The sequence below is a fragment of the Caulobacter mirabilis genome (assembly GCF_002749615.1).
Classification (GTDB): Bacteria; Pseudomonadota; Alphaproteobacteria; order Caulobacterales; family Caulobacteraceae; genus Caulobacter; species Caulobacter mirabilis.
Genome location: NZ_CP024201.1, coordinates 3,179,836 through 3,194,400 on the forward strand (window position 1 = coordinate 3,179,836; position 14,565 = coordinate 3,194,400).

Annotated in this window: 19 protein-coding genes and 1 tRNA gene; 8 read left to right on the forward strand and 12 right to left on the reverse strand. The window is 68.5% G+C overall.

The window, feature by feature from the left end:
- The first annotated feature begins 24 nt into the window (after nt 1-24).
- Nucleotides 25-870, forward strand: a complete 846-nt coding sequence (locus tag CSW64_RS15230; protein WP_099622896.1) for a LysR family transcriptional regulator — start codon at nt 25-27, stop codon at nt 868-870.
- 9 nt (nt 871-879) lie between these two features.
- On the opposite strand, the gene CSW64_RS15235 is transcribed toward CSW64_RS15230, so the two are convergent.
- The 3 genes from CSW64_RS15235 to CSW64_RS15245 all read right to left on the reverse strand — a co-directional run bounded on the left by CSW64_RS15235 (nt 880) and on the right by CSW64_RS15245 (nt 1,985).
- Nucleotides 880-1,305 (reverse strand): hypothetical protein, encoded by a 426-nt coding sequence (locus tag CSW64_RS15235; RefSeq protein ID WP_099622897.1) that lies wholly within the window; start codon nt 1,303-1,305, stop codon nt 880-882.
- Nucleotides 1,306-1,376: 71 nt separating this feature from the next.
- Nucleotides 1,377-1,451: transfer RNA gene (locus tag CSW64_RS15240), tRNA-Gly, on the reverse strand.
- Between the two features lie 48 nt (nt 1,452-1,499).
- Nucleotides 1,500-1,985, reverse strand: a complete 486-nt coding sequence (locus tag CSW64_RS15245; RefSeq protein WP_150131428.1) for a hypothetical protein — start codon at nt 1,983-1,985, stop codon at nt 1,500-1,502.
- 156 nt (nt 1,986-2,141) lie between these two features.
- On the opposite strand from CSW64_RS15245, the gene CSW64_RS15250 reads away from it, so the two are divergent.
- The gene (locus CSW64_RS15250; RefSeq protein ID WP_099622899.1) at nt 2,142-2,750 is read left to right on the forward strand and encodes an HD domain-containing protein; all 609 of its coding nucleotides are present in this window, start codon (nt 2,142-2,144) and stop codon (nt 2,748-2,750) included.
- A 19-nt stretch (nt 2,751-2,769) separates the two neighbouring features.
- Here the strand turns inward: CSW64_RS15250 and CSW64_RS15255 are convergent, their stop codons facing one another.
- The 8 genes from CSW64_RS15255 to CSW64_RS15290 all read right to left on the reverse strand — a co-directional run bounded on the left by CSW64_RS15255 (nt 2,770) and on the right by CSW64_RS15290 (nt 8,292).
- A complete protein-coding gene (locus CSW64_RS15255; RefSeq protein WP_099622900.1) occupies nt 2,770-3,651 on the reverse strand; it encodes a TraB/GumN family protein in 882 nt (293 codons plus the stop codon).
- Between the two features lie 34 nt (nt 3,652-3,685).
- Nucleotides 3,686-4,558 carry an alpha/beta fold hydrolase gene (locus tag CSW64_RS15260; protein ID WP_099622901.1) on the reverse strand — a complete coding sequence of 291 codons (873 nt, stop codon included), beginning with the start codon at nt 4,556-4,558 and terminating at the stop codon, nt 3,686-3,688.
- A gap of 19 nt (nt 4,559-4,577) precedes the next feature.
- Nucleotides 4,578-5,237: a hypothetical protein gene (locus CSW64_RS15265; protein ID WP_099622902.1), complete on the reverse strand. Its 660-nt coding sequence runs from the start codon at nt 5,235-5,237 to the stop codon at nt 4,578-4,580.
- Nucleotides 5,238-5,250: 13 nt separating this feature from the next.
- Nucleotides 5,251-5,445 (reverse strand): helix-turn-helix transcriptional regulator, encoded by a 195-nt coding sequence (locus CSW64_RS15270; protein WP_099622903.1) that lies wholly within the window; start codon nt 5,443-5,445, stop codon nt 5,251-5,253.
- The gene (locus CSW64_RS15275; RefSeq protein WP_099624287.1) at nt 5,442-5,843 is read right to left on the reverse strand and encodes a hypothetical protein; all 402 of its coding nucleotides are present in this window, start codon (nt 5,841-5,843) and stop codon (nt 5,442-5,444) included. Before CSW64_RS15275 ends, CSW64_RS15270 begins: the two co-directional genes overlap by 4 nt.
- Before the next feature lie 23 nt (nt 5,844-5,866).
- Nucleotides 5,867-6,307, reverse strand: a complete 441-nt coding sequence (locus tag CSW64_RS15280) for a hypothetical protein (protein ID WP_099622904.1) — start codon at nt 6,305-6,307, stop codon at nt 5,867-5,869.
- Between the two features lie 93 nt (nt 6,308-6,400).
- A complete protein-coding gene (locus CSW64_RS15285) occupies nt 6,401-7,273 on the reverse strand; it encodes a TraB/GumN family protein (RefSeq protein ID WP_172448588.1) in 873 nt (290 codons plus the stop codon).
- Nucleotides 7,274-7,275: 2 nt separating this feature from the next.
- A complete protein-coding gene (locus tag CSW64_RS15290) occupies nt 7,276-8,292 on the reverse strand; it encodes a 2'-deoxycytidine 5'-triphosphate deaminase (RefSeq protein WP_099622906.1) in 1,017 nt (338 codons plus the stop codon).
- A gap of 219 nt (nt 8,293-8,511) precedes the next feature.
- Here CSW64_RS15290 and metZ point away from each other — a divergent pair, with 219 nt between their 5' ends.
- The 6 genes from metZ to CSW64_RS15320 all read left to right on the forward strand — a co-directional run bounded on the left by metZ (nt 8,512) and on the right by CSW64_RS15320 (nt 13,465).
- Nucleotides 8,512-9,696: an O-succinylhomoserine sulfhydrylase gene (gene metZ / locus CSW64_RS15295; protein ID WP_099622907.1), complete on the forward strand. Its 1,185-nt coding sequence runs from the start codon at nt 8,512-8,514 to the stop codon at nt 9,694-9,696.
- The gene (gene apaG / locus CSW64_RS15300; RefSeq protein WP_099622908.1) at nt 9,696-10,127 is read left to right on the forward strand and encodes a Co2+/Mg2+ efflux protein ApaG; all 432 of its coding nucleotides are present in this window, start codon (nt 9,696-9,698) and stop codon (nt 10,125-10,127) included. Before metZ ends, apaG begins: the two co-directional genes overlap by 1 nt.
- Before the next feature lie 181 nt (nt 10,128-10,308).
- Entirely contained in the window at nt 10,309-10,641 is a 333-nt protein-coding gene (locus CSW64_RS15305) for a helix-turn-helix domain-containing protein (protein ID WP_099622909.1), read from the forward strand.
- Nucleotides 10,642-11,045: 404 nt separating this feature from the next.
- Nucleotides 11,046-11,696: a hypothetical protein gene (locus tag CSW64_RS15310; RefSeq protein WP_099622910.1), complete on the forward strand. Its 651-nt coding sequence runs from the start codon at nt 11,046-11,048 to the stop codon at nt 11,694-11,696.
- Nucleotides 11,697-11,837: 141 nt separating this feature from the next.
- The gene (locus CSW64_RS15315; protein ID WP_099622911.1) at nt 11,838-12,707 is read left to right on the forward strand and encodes a hypothetical protein; all 870 of its coding nucleotides are present in this window, start codon (nt 11,838-11,840) and stop codon (nt 12,705-12,707) included.
- A 128-nt stretch (nt 12,708-12,835) separates the two neighbouring features.
- Entirely contained in the window at nt 12,836-13,465 is a 630-nt protein-coding gene (locus CSW64_RS15320; RefSeq protein ID WP_099622912.1) for a hypothetical protein, read from the forward strand.
- A 183-nt stretch (nt 13,466-13,648) separates the two neighbouring features.
- Here CSW64_RS15320 and CSW64_RS15325 read toward each other — a convergent pair whose 3' ends face one another.
- Nucleotides 13,649-14,545: an Hsp33 family molecular chaperone gene (locus CSW64_RS15325; protein WP_099622913.1), complete on the reverse strand. Its 897-nt coding sequence runs from the start codon at nt 14,543-14,545 to the stop codon at nt 13,649-13,651.
- Nucleotides 14,546-14,565 lie beyond the last annotated feature (20 nt).

The window sequence follows — 14,565 nt, forward strand, 5'->3', positions numbered from 1 at the left end:
ATCATTCGATATCATGATGAGCATATGCTGGACCCCCGCCTCCTCCGCGCCTTCGTCGCCATCTCGGAGACCGGCAGCTTCACCCAGGCCGCCGAGCGGCTGCACATGACCCAGTCGACCATCAGCCAGCAGTTGGGGCGGCTCGAGCAGGCCGTCGGGCGGGCGCTGATCGACCGGACCGACCGTCCCGTCCGCGTGACGGCGTCGGGCGAGCGCCTGCTGGGCTATGCGCGGCGCATCCTGGCGCTGCAGAGCGAGGCGGAGACCCAACTGGCCGACACGGTCGGCGCCTCGGCCATCCGGATCGGCGTCCCGGAGGATATCGTCAGCGGCGCCATGGCCGACGCCTTCGCCGCCTTCATCGTCTCGCACCGTCAGGCCCGGATCGACGTCACCACGGGTCTCAGCCGCGACCTGACCCGACGCTACCGCGCCGGCGAGTTCGACATCGTCGTGGTCAAGGAGCCGGTCGCCAGCGCCGACTGCCTGGCGAACTTTCCCGAGCCGATCGGTTGGTTCGAGCCCATCGGCGGGGCCGCCGAGTCGATGGGTTGGCCCGACCCGATCCCGCTGGTCGCCTTCCCGCCGGGCGGTCTCTATCGCGACGCCATGTTCGAGCGGATCGAGCGCGAGCGCCGCAACTGGTACGTGGCCTTCTCCAGCGGCAGCCTGCACAGCATCCTGGTCGCGGTCGAGGCGGGCCTGGGCCTGTCGCTGCTGCCGGTCAGCACGACGGTCGGCCGCGCGGTGCGGCTGCATCCGACCCTGGGCCTGGAAGCGCCGATGGTGGTCTCCGTCTATGCCTGGGAGCGCAGCGGCCTGGTCGGGGAGCTGGCGGAGACGATGACGGCGGTGCTGGCGGGCCGGTGACGGTGGCGGCTACCGGAGCAGATGAGGTTCCAGGTTTGGGTTGAGGATCGCGACGGCGTACGTCGCCCCCTTCAAACTTTGGCCTGCGTTGAGCGTATTGCTCGCTGCATTCACCTCGGCCGTCGCCTCCACGATCGCCTTGTAGAGGTCGTGGTCGAACACGCCTCGCTCGAGATGCGCCCGGCCAAGGGCCACCGCCTGAACGTACTCCGGCTGCTTCCCCAGCTTGAACGCGCGCCAACTTCCGTCCGAGCGCTGCACGGAAGCCGTGGAAACGAACCGCTCAACGCCGAGCCGCTCCAAAAGGGGGCGCGCCAATCCGACGGGCACGAGCGAGACGGCCCGCGCGGCTTCGCCGTCGTCCAGACCTTCCTCGACTAGCGCGTGATGCTGGGCCTCCTCGTCGCCGATCGAGGCGGCGAGAATGGCCAGCACCTTGACGAAGCGATCGTGCTCCAGAACCCACCTTCTTCTGTAGAGGTCAGCCCCATGTCTACGGAGAGGCTTGGAGCGGGTGAGGGGAATCGAACCCCTGACATTCAGCTTGGGAAGCTGACGTTCTACCTCTGAACTACACCCGCGCTCAGGAGAGCGGCGGAACATAGCTGATCCGCCCTTGGCTGCAAGCGTCAGTCGCAGGACGGCAGGCCCAAGGCCTCGGCGATGAAGGCCGGGCGGTAGCCGAGGACGTCGGCGTCGAACAGGCTGTCCTCGATCGAGACGACCGGGACGAAGACGGAGAACAGAAGCGCCCACAGCGCCGCCACGGGCGTCGCCGCCAGCAGCGCCACGATCGTCGCCGCCGAACGCGTCCTCGGCCCCAGCCGACGGGCCACGAGCCGGAACACCGGGAACAGCAGCAGGGCGAGCAGGATCCCGTTCAGCAGCAGCATGTGCGGCATGAAGAAGTACTCGCCCGAGGAGACCAGCGTCGGCCGCGCATAGGGCAGCGGGAAGCCGATCGCCTCGCCGGCGCGGCCGTCGCCGCCCCCGCAAGCGGGACGCCACCAGCGGACCCCCTCCCCGAACAGCGCCAGGATCATGGCCGTCACCGTCGCCCACGCCAGACCGGCCTGACGTCCCAGCACGCCGCCGCCCTTCGCTTCTCTCTTCATCATGTGACCCCTGCCCTGTCCGCCCCAAGCGAGACTGGACGGCGCCGATGCAGCCGCAATGCAGGCCACGCGTGGTTCTCGTGATCCCGCCCCGCGTTGACGCCCCGCCCCGCTGGGCGCACGATCAGTTCAAACAAATGTTGGGAGGACGAGGCGATGGCCGACGGCGAGCACGGCGAGGAAGCGCGGGCGAAGTTCCACGCCATGACCGAGAGCACCCAGGAAGACTGGGCGATCATCGCCGGGGCCTCCGCCCAATACGGGCGCGAGCTGCCGGAGCGGATCGTGTCTCACCTGAACCTGCTGAAAGGCGACTGCGGCGGCTTCGTCGTCGACCGGCTCGAGCATAGCCTGCAGACCGCCACCCGCGCCTTCCGGGACGGCCGCGACGAGGAGTATGTAGTCTGCGCGCTGCTGCACGACATCGGCGACGTGCTGTGCCCCAGGAACCATCCCGACATCGGCGCGGCGATGGTCTTCCCCTTCGTGTCGGAGGCCAACCACTGGATGGTCCAGCAGCATGGCATCTTCCAGGGCTACTACTTTTTCCACCATCTGGGCCTGGACCGCGACATGCGCGAGCAGTTCCGCGGCCATCCGCACTTCGAGTACACGGCCCAGTTCTGCCATCTGTACGACCAGGCCGCGTTCGACCCGAACTACGAGTCCATGCCGCTGGAGGCCTTCGTCCCGATGCTGCATCGGGTGATGAGCACGCCCAAGCGGTCGATCTACCTGCGACCTCAGGCGGGCGCGGCGGCCTGAACCGCCGCGCCGCCTTCGGCTAGTTGACCCGCTCGGCCCTGATCCCGCGCTTGGCGAGCTGAGCCTGGACGCTGTCGGCGCCGACCAGGTGACCCGCGCCGACGGCGATCAGGGCCGTACCCTTGCCGTCCAGCATGCGGGTGATGGACTCGGCCCAGGTCCTGTTCCGCTGCGCCAGCAGGACGTCGTAGATGGCCGGGTACTCGTCCTTCATCTTCTCGCTCATCAGGCGGTCGAGCGTCGCCACGTCGCCCTTGCTCCAGGCCGCGACCAGCTCGTCGAGCATCGCGGCGCCCTCGCCGGCTTCCTCCAGCGCCGAACGCAGAAGGTCCAGCTCGGTCGCCGGCGGCAGGTCGGCGAAGAAGCGGACCTGCTCCTCGGGCGTCTCCAACGTGCGGACCGGTTTGCCGGCGGCGACGGCGGCCGTCTTGAGCTTGGCCTCCACCCCGCTCTTGGGATCGTAGCCGGCCTTGATCATCGGCACGACGCTGAGCGTCAGGGCCGCCAGCCAGGGCCGCATCGGCTCCAGCGCCTGGGCCGAGGCGCCCATGCCGGCCGCCGCGGCCTGAAGGTCCTTGGCCATCTGCGGCGTCATCTTGCTGGACAGCGGCTTGGCCGGGTCGATTCCGTACTTGAGGACCAGAGGCTGCATCACGGCCGGATCGTCGGCCTCGACCTCGATCCAGAGCTCGGACGACTCGGCCAGGGCCTTGTCGACGCCGGCGCTGCGCCAGGGCGTGTCGGGCTTCAGCACGTGAACCGTGCCGAACAGGTAGAGGGTGGAGTCCTCGTCCTTCACCACCCAGAGCGCGGGTTCGGCGGCCGCCGGCGAGGCGGCGGTCAGGACCACCGCGACGGCGGCGACGGAAGCGGCGGCGAGATGTCTGAAACGTTGGAACACGGCGGGGAACCCTTCGCGGCGACTTGGGAGGCGATTACTGCAGGAAGGCGTCGACGGCCTTGGCGAAGGCCGCCGGCTGGTCGAACATGACGAAATGCAAGGCGTCGTCGACCTCGACGAGGGTCTTGTTCGGCAGGGCGGCGTACTGGCTCTGATAGAGCTGGCCCACGAAGGCGCCCATCGGACCCATCGCCTTGTCGTCGCGGGCGTAGACCACGGTGATCGGCGTTTTCACCCCTGGCAGCGCGGCGCGCAGATCGGTGGTCATGACGTCGTACATGGCCCGGGCGACGACGCCGCGATCGCTGGCCAGCGACCAGGCCACGGCCTTCTCCAGCCCTTCCGGCGACTTGACCAGCCGGGTCATCGTGCCCTTCTGGCCGGCGGCGAAGGCTTCCGGCGTCTGGGCCAGCATCTGGTCGCGCAGGGCGCCGGCCTGCGGCTTGATCCCGTCCACGGTGGCGCTGGGACCGCCGACGAGCACGCTGAAGAACGGCAGGGCGTCGACGATCATCACCTTGCCCACCGCCTCGGGATGCCGCTCGGCCAGCAGCAGGCCGGTGAAGCCGCCCATCGAGTGGCCGATCACCGCCGGTTGCTTGAGCTTGCGATCGGCGATGTAGGCGGCGATCTCCTCCTCCAGCGGCTCGACCACCGCGCCCTGGGCGTTGGCTCCGGCCGGGGCGCCGGCGAAGCCGTTGACCTGGATCAGATGCAGGCGATAGCGGCCTTCCAGCTGCTTGACGGTGTCGGCCCAGACCTCACGCGAGGAGGTCAGGCCGGGGATCAGGATCACGTCAGGCCCCTTCCCGCGCACCTCGACGGTGAAACGGGTCGGCTCCGCGGCGGAGGCCAGGGCGGGCAGCAACAGAGCGGCGGCCGCCAGGATGGCGGGAAGCAGGCGCATGGAGGACACTCCGAAAAGGTCAGGCGAAGCCGCGGCGAACCGCCAGCGTTGAGGAAATCAAAAGGTAGACAGCCATCATGACGGTCAGCGCGTCCCAGCTGGACAGGGCCGGCGCCAGGCCCAGCTTCTCCGCTGCGGCCCACAGGAACAGCGCGCTGCTCAGGACCCAGAAGCTGGCCACCGCCGCGTCGGCGATCATCCGGCGGGTCATTTCGTCGGCCCGCCGCCAGACCGTCAGGTTGGCCACCGTCTGGATCAGGAACAGCGCCGTCACCATGACCATGGTCGCGACAGCGGGGGTCTGGACTCCCGCCGGGAACAGGCGGATCGCCAACACCGGCAGCGCCAGCAGGATCCCGGCCAAGAGCTGCAGCGCGGCTTGCAGCCGGTAGAAGCTCATCATTCCCGGCAGCACGCGGCCATCCCCGTCAGGGTCGAAGGCCCTGGCCGCGACCTTGCGGCTCAGGCTCATCGCCAGAACGAACAGGCCGGTCGCCACGAGCACCAGGGCGATGAACAGGGACGCCAGCTCGGACGGCTCGAACACGGCCGCCTCGAAGGCGCCGAGATCCGCGGCCCGGATGCTGAGGAAACCCGCGAAGCCCCCGGCCGTCATGCCGCCGGCGGCGAGCAGCAGGCGGACGTGATTGGGGCGACGGGCGGAAACGGTGTCGGTCATCTCGTCCCCTCGGTCATTCGCCGTCATCGAAGATGGCTTCGATCGGCTGTTCGAACAGGCGGGCGATCTTGAAGGCCAGCGGCAGACTGGGGTCGTACTTGCCGGTCTCGAGCGCATTGATGGTCTGGCGGGAGACCTCCAGGCGCTCGGCCAGATCGGCCTGGCTCCAGTCGCGCTCGGCGCGCAGCACCTTGAGACGGTTCTTCATTGATACCGCCGGCGGACGAAAGGCTGGGCCAAGCCCATGCCGACGCAGAAGATCGGGAAGGCGAAGAAGCTCGGCAGCTTGGGAGCGGCGGCGTAGAGCTCGAGGAAACCCCAGACGGTCATCACCGTCAGGGTCAGGCCGACGCCCCAGATCATCGCCTCGACCAGGATGTTGCGCTGGAACTCGTCGCCCTCATCCTTGAGATAGAGCCCCATGATGGCGATCATCGCCAGGATCGGGATCGCCGGCAGGACCGCCAGCGCCCAGGCCAGCGGCCCGGTCGGATGGAAATGCTCGAAGGCCCAGCTCACGCCCAGGATGATCAGGACGTAGGCGAATATCGTCGGCAGGAAGCGGCGCAGGTAGCGTTTGGCCGCGGGGCTTCTGTACGCTTGCATGTCGGTCTCCTTGCGACGCGGGATCAGCGGCGGGCGATCCACCAACCGGCCCAGCCGACGCCGTAGCCGACGATCATCAGGGTCAGGGTGATGAAGGCGCCTGTGGCCACCAGCCCAGCGTCCCGGGGAGCGATCCCGAACTGGGCGAGCCCGCTGTCGGCCAAGCCTTGCAGGCCCAGGGCGATGGCGCCGGAAACCAGGAGGCCGGCCGAACCGCCCCAGAACCAGCCGAACTTGTGCGCCTCGCGCACCCCTTCATCGACGCTGAGCCACCAGTTGCGCGACCACCACAGCGCCAGGGCGCCGACGATCAGCATGGCGCCGGCGTTGGCGATGGACGCGGGGATCGGCGTCAGATGGCTGACCGCTGCGGCGACGCCGCCCGCAAGCAGACCGACGATCAGACAGAGCCCCAGCAGGCGGCCCGTGTTGGCCTGGCGCTTGGCGGACTTGGGAGCAGGCACGTCGTCGTTCCTTTGCTTTATGACAAGTCTGCTTGTCACACAGACTCGCGGATCATGTCAAGCACCCTAGACAAATTGGTGAGAGCGCTTGACCTACTGCACCCGCTCGACCGTGAAGCCCCCGGCTCGCAGCTGCGCGACGAGTCCGTCTTCGCCGGCCATGTGCAGCGCCCCAACCGCGACCATCGCCGTCCCCGAGCCGGCGAGATCCTGCATCAAAAGCGCCGTCCAGGCCGCGTTCCGACGGCGCACGAAGGCGTCATAGAGCGCCGGCCGCTTGGCCCGCATGTCGGCGGCGACGCCATCGCCCAGCAGGCGCTCGTCGCCGGCGATCCAGGCGGCCTGCGTCTCGGCGGGAGTCCGCCCCTTGCCGCCGGCCTGGTCCAGGCTGTCTTCCAGGAACTGGACCTGCACCGCCTCGGGCAGATCGGCGAAGAAGCGCAGCTGCGCCTCTGGCGTCTCGAAGAACAGAACGGTCTTGCCGCTTTCCCGGACGCCCCGTGTGAGGGTCGCGTCCGCCCCCGCTTCCGAGGTCTGGCCCGCGGCGAGCGTCGGCATCGCCTGGATCATCATCGCCGCGGCCCAGGGGCGCATGTGCTCGGCCATCTCGGCCAGCTTCGGCTGCCCCTTCACGCGCTCCCGGATCGCCGCCATGACCGTCGGCGAGACCTTGGCGGCCAGCGGCGTCTTGCGGTCGATCCCGAGGTCCACGACCAGCCGGGCCATGGCCTCCGGCGTCGCCTGCGTGTCCATCTCCAGCCAGACCCGCGACGACTCCGCCAGCGCCTTGTCGAAGATCGGCGTGCGCCAGTCGGCGTCCGCGGTCAGGACATGCATCGTCCCGAACAGATAAAGGGTCGAATCGGCGTCGCGCACGACCCACAGCGGCGGCGCCGCCCAGGCGGCGACATGGACGCCAAACGCCAGGAGCAGACCCGCGAGCCCCCGCCCCAGCGTACGCCGCAAGATCACTTCCAGGGCCGGAAGTGCTTCGACAGCTTCAGGCCCTGCCGCAGATAGTGGGACCCGCCCTCGCCGTAGAGACGTTGGGGCTGGGCGGTGAGCGGTTCGTAGACCAGCCGCGCGACCGTCTGGCCGTCCTCCAGCAGGAACGGCGTCTCGCGACTGCGCACCTCGAGCACGCCCTTGGAGCCCTTGGACAGCGTCTCCTCGGCGCCGAAACCCGGATCGAAGAAGCCTGCGTAGTGGACGCGGAACTCGCCGACCGCCGGATCGATCGGGGTCATCTCCGCCGCCTCCAGCACCGGGATGACCACATCGTCCTTCGAGGCCAGGATGTAGAACTCGTTCGGATCGAGCAGCAGCTCGCCGTTACGCGCTTCGAGCGGCTCCCAGAAATCGCGCGGATCGTGGCCGTCTTCCTTGTCCAGGTCGATGACGCCCGCATGGCGCCGCCCCCGGAAGCCGACCATTCCGGTCGACAGGTCCACGCCGACGTCGCGCGTCGACAGGTGCGGCACCAGCCCCCGCTTGAGGCGAAGCTGATTCAGCCGCGTGCCGGTCCGCGCCAGCACGGAGAAGGTCTGGGGGGCGATCTCGACGTAGAGCGGCCCTTCGTAGCCCTCGGCCACGTCATCGAAGGCCGCGCCGTAGTCGGTCAGCAGGCGCACGAAGACGTCGACCCGGCCGGTCGAACTCTTGGGGTTGCCGCGGGCCGCCACGCCGCCCGGCAGAGCCAGGCGCTCCTGCACCTCGGCGATGTAGACGCAGCCACGCTCGAACACCGCCCCCTTGGTCAGGTCGAGTTCGTGCATGGAGACGTCCAGCAAGCGCTCCTTCACCCGCTTCCCGCGGGGCAGGAACGAGGCGCGGACCCGCCAAGCCCTCTCGGCGAGCCGCAGGTCGAGACTGGCCGGTTGGACCTGGTCCGCGTCGAAGGGCGTGAGCGACCCGATGGCCTCCTGGGCGATCAGATCCTCGATGGCTTGGCAGGGCAGGATGCCTGCGGAATGAGCGTCGATCATCGTTGGGCCATTACTCACGGCACGGACGCCGGATGGCAAGTGACGGATCGACGAAGATGCATGTTTCTCCACGCTTTCCCGCCCGCGGCGCGGCGGGCGGCCACCTCGCCCCCAGCCCCGCTCCAACCCTTTTCAGCATTCCGGCAAGCGGGTCTCCTTGACCTAGGGGCCCGGTTTCCTGTTCATGCCGCCCTCCCCACTCGAACGAAAGCCGTAGCCATGGCCGAAGACCCGAACAGCTGGGCGGACGCGACCCGCCTGATCCGCGGCGGATTGAACCGCTCCAACCACGGCGAGACCGCCGAGGCGCTCTATCTGACCCAGAGCTTCGCCTACGGCAGCGCCGAGGCCGCCGACCGCCGCTTCTCGGGCGAGGAGCCGGGCTTCGTCTATTCGCGCTACGCCAACCCCACCACCCAGATGTTCGAGGAGCGCCTGGCTCTGCTCGAGGGCGCTGAACACTGTCGCGGCCTGGCCTCGGGCATGGCCGCCGTGCACGTCGCGCTGACCGGCCTGCTCAAGGCGGGCGACCACCTGGTCGCCGGCAAGGCCCTGTTCGGGTCGTGCAACTGGATCATCTCGCAGTACCTGCCCCGGTTCGGCGTCGAGACGACCTTCGTCGACGCCACCGACCTGAAGGCCTGGGAAGCGGCCATGCGGCCCAACACCCGCGCGGTGCTGATCGAGACCCCGGCCAATCCGCTGCTGGAAGTCACCGACATCGCCGAGGTGGCCAAGATCGCCCACGCCGCCGGCGCCAAGGTGGTCGTCGACAACGTCTTCGGCACCCCGATCTTCCAGAAGCCGCTGCAACTCGGCGCGGACATCGTCGTCTACTCGGCCACCAAGCACATCGACGGCCAAGGCCGGGTGCTGGGCGGCGCGATCCTGGGCGGCAAGGACTTCATCGAGGAGCACTACCGCGACATCATCCGGCACACCGGGCCGGCGATCTCGCCGTTCAACGCCTGGATCCTGCTCAAGGGCCTGGAGACTCTGGACCTGCGCGTGCGCCGCCAGACCGAGACCGCCGGCGTGCTGGCCGACCTGATAGGCGACCATAGGAAGGTCTCCCGCGTGCTCTATCCGGGCCGCGCCGACCATCCGCAGGCGGCGATCATCGCCAAGCAGATGACCGGCCACTCGAACCTGCTTGCCTTCGACCTGGGATCGCGCGAGGCCGCCTGGCGTTTCCTCGACGCGCTGGAGATCGTCGACATCTCCAACAACCTTGGAGACGCCAAGTCGATGGCCACCCATCCCTCCACCACCACCCACCGGGCCATGCCCGAGGAGAAGCGGCTGGAGATCGGCCTGACCGAAGGCTTCGTCCGCATGTCGGTCGGCCTGGAAGACGTCCGCGACCTGTCGCGCGACATCGCCCGGGCGCTGGACGCCGCCTGATGAGTCGCATCCGCCGGAGAGGAACGCCGGACAATCCGGTGTACGAGGCCCGCACGCGCGACATCGTCGTGCGGGTCGCCCCCTCCTATCTGGCGGAGAGCTCCAGCCCCGACGAGGGCCGCTGGAACTGGGCCTATACGATCGAGATCGAGAACCACGGGACCGAGACGGTCACCCTGATCTCGCGCCACTGGATCATCACCGACGCCTGGAACCGGGTGGAAGAGGTGAAGGGGGCCGGCGTCGTCGGCGAGCAGCCGCACCTGAAGCCGCGCGAGGCCTTCCGCTATACCTCCGGCTGCCCGTTGGGCACCTCGTCAGGCGCGATGCGCGGAAGCTACCAGATGCTCACCGACGAGGGCGAAGCCTTCGATGTCGAGATTCCCGCATTCTCCCTGCATCTGCCTGGCGCCATGCGCCGGATGAACTGACGCCAGCCGACAGGGCCTCCCAGGTGGTCCGTCGCTGACACGAATCGCGCTTCGGTTGTTTTTCCACAGGCCCCGTGGATAAATACCCTAGGTTGTATTCACGACCGCTGCTTGGGAGAGGCGGGTCGGAGCCAGGGCCTGCCGGTGCGCGCGGGACCTCGCTCTCGCCGCGGGGGTAGGCATGTCATCGAGGGGGGAGAGGCTGACGGCCGCCATCCGGTGGCGCGGCATCTCCAAGATGCTCGTTCTGGCGAACGACCTGAACGTCAACGAGAGCGCGATCAGCCGCTGGAGGCAGGACGGCGCCATGTCGCTGCAGCACGCCGCCCGCATCGCCGAAGTCCTGGACGTCTCGATGGACTGGCTGATCCTGGGACGCGGCGAGATGGACGCGCCCAAGGACCTCGTCCTGCGCGCCGACGAGTTCGAACTGCTGCGCGCCATCCGCCGGTTCGACGACCGGTCCCGGGAGGACCTTCTGCGGTTCCTCAGCTACGCGCGCCTGATCCCGTAGCCCCTCTTCCCCGTCGTCCTCGCGCTCGTCGCGAGGACCCATGAACACGGGTAGCGGAAATGTCGCGCCTTCCCGTCCGCCTCACCACGCATGGGTCCTCGCGACAAGCGCGAGGATGACGGTGGTGGTGGTTCCCAGCACATAGGCGCCCCCGCTTGCACTCGACGCAAGACAAACCCCGCCCGTTTGCGCCCCGTGCAAGTCATCCCCCCTGCTCCCGAAAGTAGAGACTTGGTAGCGTTCTTCCTGCGCAGGGGACTTCCGCCACCCCGCCAAGCAACACCGGGCATCACCTCAACGCCTTCTTGACCAAGCCGAGTGCGACGTCGGGGAGAACGAGGACCCCTGCGCGCCGGCAGGTCGCGAATTCCCGCGCCTGCTTCACAGTTTTCGAAAGGCGCTCCATGGCTACCTATACGATCCAGATCCTCAACAACTCGGGCTTCTCGAAGAGCTACGTCGCCTTCATGAAGCCGCCCATCGTCACCGGGTCCGGCGGCAATCCGCAGGTCTACACCAACGCCTGGGCGACCTTCCCGAGCATCACCAACAACGGCTTCGACTCGGTGACCTACACCGACACCACCTACGCCTACTGGGGCGCGACGCCCGAGGAGCTGTCGCCCGGCACGGTGATGTCGTGGGGCGGCACCGCCCTGGTCGACACGGCCCAGCAGGACAGCGTCGATTTCTCCGGCCAGGCCCCGTACGGCTTCGGACCGGTGACCCACGGCGGCGCGATGACCGGTTCGTACCGCATCGTCGCCGAGCAGGACTTCACCGCCGCCAGCGGTTTCGTGTTCGGCATGGCCAAGGCCGGGCAGACCGCGGTCCCGGCCCCGGTGGCGACCTTCCTGGCCCAGCCGAACGACACCTTCAACGTCACGCCGGTGGTCCAGTTCTACGTCGCCGACGGCTCCTATACGGCCGGCGAAGTGATCGACGTCTCGGTGACCTCCACCCAGTCGGCGATGATCGACTTCACCGGCCTGCCCCAGACCGTCGCCACGGTGATCCAGAACGCCAACGGCGGCTGGACGGTCGAGTACAGCTAGCGCTCGACCCGAGCGGGGCTCGGCCGCGTCTCCAGCCGCCCTGGCCGGGCCCCGCTCCCTTTCCTTCCTCTCGCGAACCGCCCGCGCGGCCGCGCTTCGCGGCCGACCGCTTCCGTGCGCCCGCAGCAAAGGCCAGCTTCGATGCCCCTCAACTACAGCAGCTTCATCACCCCCGTCGGCAATCTCGCGCCGACCCTGAACGGCTCGACCTTCACCGCGCCGTTCACCAACACGGCCACCTTCACCAACGACTCCAGCACCAACTGCTCGTCCGGCGAGTACCGCCAGTATGTGATGGGCGCCTTCATGGTGAACGGGTCGGTGATCACCCACGTCCTGTGCGGATCGACGGTGATGTCGTCCAACGTCTACCAGGAGGACGGCTGCCCCTCGGGCTCCTGCACCGCCTATGGCCACCGGTCGTGCCCGCCCAGCGATCTGGACAAGTACATGACCGGCCAGGTCACCGATCAGGCGACCGGCTGCGGCTTCACCATGACCGACGCCCCCGGCTTCACCAACGTCAGCGCCCAGAACAGCTACACCGTGAACCTGTCGTTCCAGGGCAGCCTGATCGACATGTCCAACGCCACGACTCTGGTCACCCGGTCCTGGACCGTCAGCGGCATGCTGGCGGCGACGTCGCCCGCCGTCTCTTCGTCGGCGGCGACCTCGGGCAAGGGACGCTGCGGCTGCAGCGGACTGCAGGACGGAGACCGCATCGTGGCCGTGCACGCCGCCCGCAACCTGATCAGCCACGACCTGGAAGCTCATGTCGTGGTCACGCGGCCGCGTCATCAGCCGCCGCTGGCGGAGGACGCCCTGTCCCTGCGGCTGAAGGATCGGCACGGCCATCCCGTCGCGGTCGGCGATCCAGAGGTCCATGAGGTGGTGTGCGGAGATCGCGCCACGGCCAGTTTCGTCCATCGCATCCGGGACGCGAGACGTCCGGTAAGAGCGGAAGTCGGCGCCGACGGCTTGAATGTCGCGTTCGACGTGTTCCACCGCTGACCGGACCGGCCACGCCGTCGCCCGCCCCGGCGGCGTGGCCACCCGATCTTTCTCGTCGAGCCACTCGCCCTGCGATTGATCGGAGAACACGGGTCGCCTAGCCTGCCGGCCACATCGGGGAGGCGACCATGGCGACGCATACGATCCAGATCTGGAACCAGTCCGGGAACACAACGAGCTACGCGGCCTTCATCGTCTCGCACGACGAGATCTCGCAGAACCCGCTCAGCAATGCCTGGCTCGTCTTCCCGCACGTGCTGTCCGGCGGTTTCGACAGCATCGTCTATGACGACAGCCTCTACGCCTACTGGGGCACGACGCCGAACGGTCTTGTTCCCGGCACGGTGGTCCAGTCGGGCGGCGTGGTCCCGGTGGACCCGGCCAACGCCGACATGGCCATGTTCGACGCCGGCGGTCCCGGCTTCACCCAGGTCGTCCCGGGCCGTTCGCAGCCGGGGACCGTCGGCATCACGTCCAACGCCTTCATGCCCCAGGAGGGCTACGTGTTCGGCCTGGCCAAGGTGGGCAAGACGCCAATCCCCACGCCGATCTTCACCCTGCCCGGCCAGCCGAACATGACCTACATCTTCACGCCCGGGAACAAGGTCCAGATCATGGACGGCGTCTTCGCGCCCGGAGAGGCGGCGGACCTGAGCGAGACGGCGGGCGGCGTGGTCATCGACTTCAGCGGCCGCCCGCAGACGACCGCCACCGCGATCCAGGCCGCCAACGGGACCTGGACCGTCACCTACAGCTAGGCGCTGCCCCTATTCACCCGACGGTCCCGGCGAAGGCCGGGATCCAGCATCAGGCGCGGGGCCGCAGGCGATTTCTCGTCAAAGCAAAGCCCTACGATCTGGACCCCGGCCTTCGCCGGGGCGACCGGATGGCGGGGTGCGGCCGAGACCCAGAAACCGCTAGACCCCAGCCGTGTCCGCGCCCTACGCCTCGATCGCGTAGACCCGCGAGCAGTATTCGCAGGTGACGTGGATCTTGCCGTCCGGCTCGACCATCTCGGCGCGCTCCTCGGGCGAGAAGCTCTCGACCACGGTCGCGATCCGGTCCGGCGAGCAGCGGCAGAAGGCCTGCATCGGCTTGGGTTCGAACACCCGGACGCCGTCCTCGTTGAACAGCCGCCACAGCAGGGTTTCGGACGACAGGGTCGGGTCGAGCAGCTCGTCCTCGGCCGTGGTCTCGAACAGCGCCCGGGCGCGGGTCCAGGCGTCCTCGGTCGAGCCGCGGGCGGTGTCGGAGGCGATGTTCTGGATCAGCAGGCCGCCGGCCCGCCAGCGCGCGCCCTCGCCGGCGTCGACCTGGCCGACAGCCAGGCGGATGCGGGTCGGCAGCTGCTCCGACTGTGCGAAATACTCCTCGGCGCACAGGGCCAGGGTCTCGCCCTCGATCGAGGTCACGCCCTGGTAGCGGTCCATGTCCGCCCCCTGGTCGATGGTCATGATGAACACGCCCTGGCCGAGCAGGGTCTTGGCGCCGGGACGCATGAAGCCCTGGCTGACCTCGGCGACGCGTTCGGCGTCGAACCGGCAGTAGCCGCGCATCTTGCCCTCGGTGTCATAGTCCACGACGACATAGGCCACCGGGCCGTCGCCCTGGGCCTGGACGATCAGCCGGCCGTCGAACTTCAGGCTCGAACCGACCAGCGCCGCCAGCGCGCAGGCCTCGCCCAAGAGGTTGGCGACCGCCTCCGGATACTCGTGGCGGGTCAGGATCTCGTTGACCGTGTCGCCCAGGCGCACGATGCGCCCGCGCACGGGCCAGCCCTCGATCTGGAAGGCGGCGACGAGGTCGTCGGCGGGAAGCTGGTGATCGGTGTCGGTCATGAGGGCGGGTAGATAGGCCC

Coding starts and splice junctions, on each gene's coding strand:
- CSW64_RS15230 (WP_099622896.1), top strand. CDS start 25: ATGCTGGACCCCCGCCTCCTCCGCGCCTTCGTCGCCATCTCGGAGACC.
- CSW64_RS15245 (WP_150131428.1), bottom strand. CDS start 1,985: ATGAAGAGAGAAGCGAAGGGCGGCGGCGTGCTGGGACGTCAGGCCGGT.
- CSW64_RS15250 (WP_099622899.1), top strand. CDS start 2,142: ATGGCCGACGGCGAGCACGGCGAGGAAGCGCGGGCGAAGTTCCACGCC.
- CSW64_RS15260 (WP_099622901.1), bottom strand. CDS start 4,558: ATGCGCCTGCTTCCCGCCATCCTGGCGGCCGCCGCTCTGTTGCTGCCC.
- CSW64_RS15265 (WP_099622902.1), bottom strand. CDS start 5,237: ATGACCGACACCGTTTCCGCCCGTCGCCCCAATCACGTCCGCCTGCTG.
- CSW64_RS15270 (WP_099622903.1), bottom strand. CDS start 5,445: ATGAAGAACCGTCTCAAGGTGCTGCGCGCCGAGCGCGACTGGAGCCAG.
- CSW64_RS15275 (WP_099624287.1), bottom strand. CDS start 5,843: ATGCAAGCGTACAGAAGCCCCGCGGCCAAACGCTACCTGCGCCGCTTC.
- CSW64_RS15290 (WP_099622906.1), bottom strand. CDS start 8,292: ATGATCGACGCTCATTCCGCAGGCATCCTGCCCTGCCAAGCCATCGAG.
- metZ (WP_099622907.1), top strand. CDS start 8,512: ATGGCCGAAGACCCGAACAGCTGGGCGGACGCGACCCGCCTGATCCGC.
- apaG (WP_099622908.1), top strand. CDS start 9,696: ATGAGTCGCATCCGCCGGAGAGGAACGCCGGACAATCCGGTGTACGAG.
- CSW64_RS15305 (WP_099622909.1), top strand. CDS start 10,309: ATGTCATCGAGGGGGGAGAGGCTGACGGCCGCCATCCGGTGGCGCGGC.
- CSW64_RS15310 (WP_099622910.1), top strand. CDS start 11,046: ATGGCTACCTATACGATCCAGATCCTCAACAACTCGGGCTTCTCGAAG.
- CSW64_RS15315 (WP_099622911.1), top strand. CDS start 11,838: ATGCCCCTCAACTACAGCAGCTTCATCACCCCCGTCGGCAATCTCGCG.
- CSW64_RS15320 (WP_099622912.1), top strand. CDS start 12,836: ATGGCGACGCATACGATCCAGATCTGGAACCAGTCCGGGAACACAACG.
- CSW64_RS15325 (WP_099622913.1), bottom strand. CDS start 14,545: ATGACCGACACCGATCACCAGCTTCCCGCCGACGACCTCGTCGCCGCC.